This window comes from Barnesiella sp. An55, assembly GCF_002161555.1.
Lineage (GTDB): Bacteria > Bacteroidota > Bacteroidia > Bacteroidales > Barnesiellaceae > Barnesiella > Barnesiella merdipullorum.
Window position 1 is genome coordinate 1 of sequence record NZ_NFHZ01000033.1, and the last position, 3,344, is coordinate 3,344.

Below are 3,344 nucleotides of genomic sequence, written 5' to 3' on the forward strand. Positions count from 1 at the left end.
TCATAGAATGAAACTTATTGACGAATATATATCAAGACATTATTGAGGATTATCCTGAATTTTGTCGACTAGGAAGTTTTTCAACTGGTTTCATCCTGAATTTTGTCGACTAGGCCGAAACGAACATAGTAATACGATACGTTCATTCTTCTCAACAGCGAGAAGAACGAACCAAGAAGCGCCGCCGCTGTTATCGGGCCGAGTCGGTTGCGGGCGGCGCCATCGTCGGGGGCTGCGGAACTCGCTGTGAGCTCAGACACTCCTCGCCCCGTTCCCTCCTCCGGCTTGCCCTCTTCCTGCCCGATAAAGGCGGGGTTTCCCTTTGCTCCTCTATCTTTAGTTTGTTCCTTTTCCTGCTTTCTCCCATAGGCCGGATGGGCTTCGCGCATACCGTTGTCTCCCGAGTCTGGACCCCGCATCACAGTGCGGGGTGACACGGAGCGCATCGAGTGCGAGGTGACATGATAGGTCATCCCGCACCCCGACGCGGGATCCAGGAATACCCGCAAGGAAACGAACATAGTGATACGATACGTTCATTCTTCTCAGCAGCGAGAAGAACGAACCAAGAAGCGCCGCCGCTGTTATCGGGCCGAGTCGGTCGCGGGGCAGCGCCATCGTCGGGGGCTGCGGAACTCGCCGTGAGCTCAGACACTTCTCGCCCTCGTTCCCTCCTCCGACTTGCCCTCTCCCTGCCCGATAAAGGCGGGGTTTCCGCTTACCATTATGTTCGGGGTGTGAGCTCCATCTTCCCCATAGCTGGACCCCGCATCACGTGCGGGGTGACACGGAGCGCATCGAGTGTGAGGTGACATGATAGGTCATCCCGCACCCCGACGCGGGATCCAGAAAATATCCGCAGGATAAATACCATAGCCTCCAGTGCTTGGAGACCCGACAAGTCATCCTGCACTCCGATGTAGGAATACCCGGGTGGGGAATGTGTGTGGTATCAAGTCCATACGATGAAAGATCGACTCAAAATGAATCGATTTTGAAACTTTGTTATATATTTGCAGTTAGGAACGACGGGGTACTCACATGTCGGCTCACAAGAGTGCAGGCTTCGGGTATGACGGCCGTTTCAAGATATTTAAGCATTGGGGGAAAGGCAACCTGGCAATTGAGTCCTAACCGTCGCTCCCAGTGTTCTTTTTTATGTCGTTGACGAGATAGGGGCGGCCCCATCTTTCCTTATTTCTCTTCGTATTTTGTTTCAGTAATTTCGGTTATCTTTACAGCAGAATAATGTAGCTGTGAATATGAATATTCCCCATTTGCGACTTCTTAACCAGCAGTTGGTAAGTTCTCGGTTTACCGATGTTCACGACTTGATTGCGTGGATGGGTATGGTGCAGGCGCAGGAGTATAAGATGATGCGCTGGGCGGTGGGTATGAGATTGCGTGAGCCTTCGATGCGTGCTTTTTGTGAGGCGTATGATGCGGGCCGGATTGTGCGCACTCACCTGTTTCGGTGTACCTGGCAACTGGTGGCGGCCGAGGATTTGGGCTGGATGTTGCCTTTGTGTGCCGAGAGGAACAAGGTGTCGATTCGGGGTTACTTGGCTTATCACGAAAGGCGGATTGAAGAGCGAGAGTATGAGCGTGCCAACAGGCTTATTTGTGATGCGCTGGCTGGGGAGAAATCGGTGCGGAAGGATATTCTTTTGGCCCGGTTAGCCGAGTGTGGTCTTGAAGATGATGCTCACACGATGTCGATTTATCTGCGCAGAGCCGAAGCGGATGGCATTATTTGTAGCGGTGAGCTGGATAGTCGGCAGAACACGTATGCCTTGGTCGAGGAGCGGATACCCCGATTGCGTAAGCTGTGGCGTAACGAAGCGATTGTCGAGTTGGCCCGTAGATATTTCCAGAGCCATTCGCCGGCTACGCTCGAGGATTTTGTGTGGTGGTCCAATCTGGGAGTGGGTGAGTGTCGCGATGCCGTAGAGGCTATTCGTGACGAGCTGGTTGCCGAGCCAGTGGCGGGGACAACCTATTTTATTCATTGCGATTGTCGGACGAGGGGATATCGGCGGCAGACAATTCTGTTACCGTCGTATGATGAATATCTGATTGGTTACAAAAGTCGGCACCATGCTTTTGAAGAGGAGTTCCGCCATCGGATACATAGTAGTAACGGCTTGTTCTATCCGGTGATTCTTCACGATGGGCAGGTGGTGGGTAACTGGCACCCCACGAGGGAGCCCTCTTTCTTCAGGGACGAGATGCAGCCCGATGTGGCCGACGCCTTTCTACGCTATAGGCAATTCTGGGATAGCGATAGATAAGATCTCTTCTGGTAAATAAAAGGGGGGGATATAAAAAAGACGAGGAGCAAGATGCTCCCCCTCTCAAATGTTTTCACAACGGAATAATTGTATTTTAGGTAATGTGTATTGGTATGGATTAGGCTCTTTTCAGTTCAAATATTTTTGATTAAACATATTCTTTTGTTAATATTATACATCGTGTTCTTCATTGTATTTAACAAATACTACAATACTTGTAATCAATATTGTGATAACACTAATCACATAGTTTATATCTATAAATTTTCTCGATTCTGGTATAATATATAAAACTAAAATAGAACTAATTAGAAAAAAAATCATTATACCAATTGCTAATTTTTTCTTTCTCTTTGGTGCTATCCAAGCAGATGAATAAGAAAAGGCTAATCCGGATATTATATTAGCAAATATCCAAGCAATTATATTAGTTATGGAAATCTCGTTTGAATTAAAAGAAGACCAATCAAAGCCAGAACTAACAGTATTTAATATATTAGAATAAGCAAAAATGCCAACCCAATAACCGGCAATAGAGCATAAAAAAGAGAATGGAACAAGGCCTATCCATCGTAATATATTTCTCATAATTAGCCAATTAAATGAATTATACTAAGGACAGAGAAGACAATAAGAGCTATGGGAGATATCAGTATTCCCAATAAATTTTTTTGAAATATAAATGCAGTAGTAGCACCAACAAATATAGAACAAATAAATGTAACAATAGGCTGCCACCATTGGAACAACCAAAAACTCCATATAATTGTGGTTAAATATACTACATATCCCAATGAGCCAATAATTGACATAAAAGATTTTGCCACCATAGAAGAACCTCTAAAATAGTAATGCAGTTATATGAGAATACACCTACTAAACAAATAAAAATTAGAGTTCCCATTTTAATTCCTAATTTTAAATTATAATATTATATCACTGCTGTCCGGAGAAATTTTACCATAAAGTAGGTTGCTCGACAGAACCCGCCTCCGGAACACAAACGGGAGTTGTCGGCTGATTATAAATTTCACGGATATCCGCCCTCTGGAA

The 3,344-nt window shown here is 45.9% G+C and carries 3 protein-coding genes; 1 reads left to right on the top strand and 2 read right to left on the bottom strand.

The annotated features are described in order from the left end of the window. Positions 1-80 precede the first annotated feature (80 nt). Positions 81-389: a hypothetical protein gene (locus B5G10_RS12375; protein WP_143241154.1), complete on the bottom strand. Its 309-nt coding sequence runs from the start codon at positions 387-389 to the stop codon at positions 81-83. An 873-nt stretch (positions 390-1,262) separates the two neighbouring features. On the opposite strand from B5G10_RS12375, the gene B5G10_RS12380 reads away from it, so the two are divergent. Further along, a complete protein-coding gene (locus tag B5G10_RS12380) occupies positions 1,263-2,291 on the top strand; it encodes a winged helix DNA-binding domain-containing protein (protein ID WP_087425039.1) in 1,029 nt (342 codons plus the stop codon). A gap of 171 nt (positions 2,292-2,462) precedes the next feature. Here the strand turns inward: B5G10_RS12380 and B5G10_RS12675 are convergent, their stop codons facing one another. After that, positions 2,463-2,879 (bottom strand): hypothetical protein, encoded by a 417-nt coding sequence (locus B5G10_RS12675; protein ID WP_143241155.1) that lies wholly within the window; start codon positions 2,877-2,879, stop codon positions 2,463-2,465. Positions 2,880-3,344: the final 465 nt, after the last annotated feature.

What these genes read in the sequence shown, in the direction of transcription:
- B5G10_RS12375 (WP_143241154.1), bottom strand. Translation starts at nt 389, where the DNA reads ATGCGCGAAGCCCATCCGGCCTATGGGAGAAAGCAGGAAAAGGAACAA.
- B5G10_RS12380 (WP_087425039.1), top strand. Translation starts at nt 1,263, where the DNA reads ATGAATATTCCCCATTTGCGACTTCTTAACCAGCAGTTGGTAAGTTCT.
- B5G10_RS12675 (WP_143241155.1), bottom strand. Translation starts at nt 2,879, where the DNA reads ATGAGAAATATATTACGATGGATAGGCCTTGTTCCATTCTCTTTTTTA.